General features: G+C 44.2%; 1 protein-coding gene. It reads right to left on the bottom strand.

Features of this window, described 5'->3' with window-relative positions:
- On the bottom strand, positions 1-267 hold a 267-nt coding region (locus tag C1G53_RS07360), incomplete at both ends, for a hypothetical protein (RefSeq protein WP_153046671.1).

Genomic DNA, 267 nt, shown 5'->3' with positions numbered 1-267 from the left:
CATTAGCGGCAGCATCACTTCCACCTGCTTCAATCGTTTGGGTAGCATCTCGAACACTTACCTGCAATTCTCGGATTCCCAACCATCTATTCGTTCCCGTCTGTAGATTCCGTACACGAATGTATTGAGCATAGATATCTACAGTCTGAGTAAGGTCGGTCTCGGTGAAATTACCAATTGATTGATAGGTGATACCATCCGGTGAATACTCAAGGGCATAGCTATCCATCTTGTCATGGTCACTACCGTTTGTGGTATTTTTACCTT

Source organism: Streptococcus suis, from assembly GCF_002960445.1.
GTDB lineage: Bacteria > Bacillota > Bacilli > Lactobacillales > Streptococcaceae > Streptococcus > Streptococcus hyiners.
Note: the sequence above shows the minus strand (reverse complement) of the source record. Positions and strands in the feature narration are given on the sequence as shown.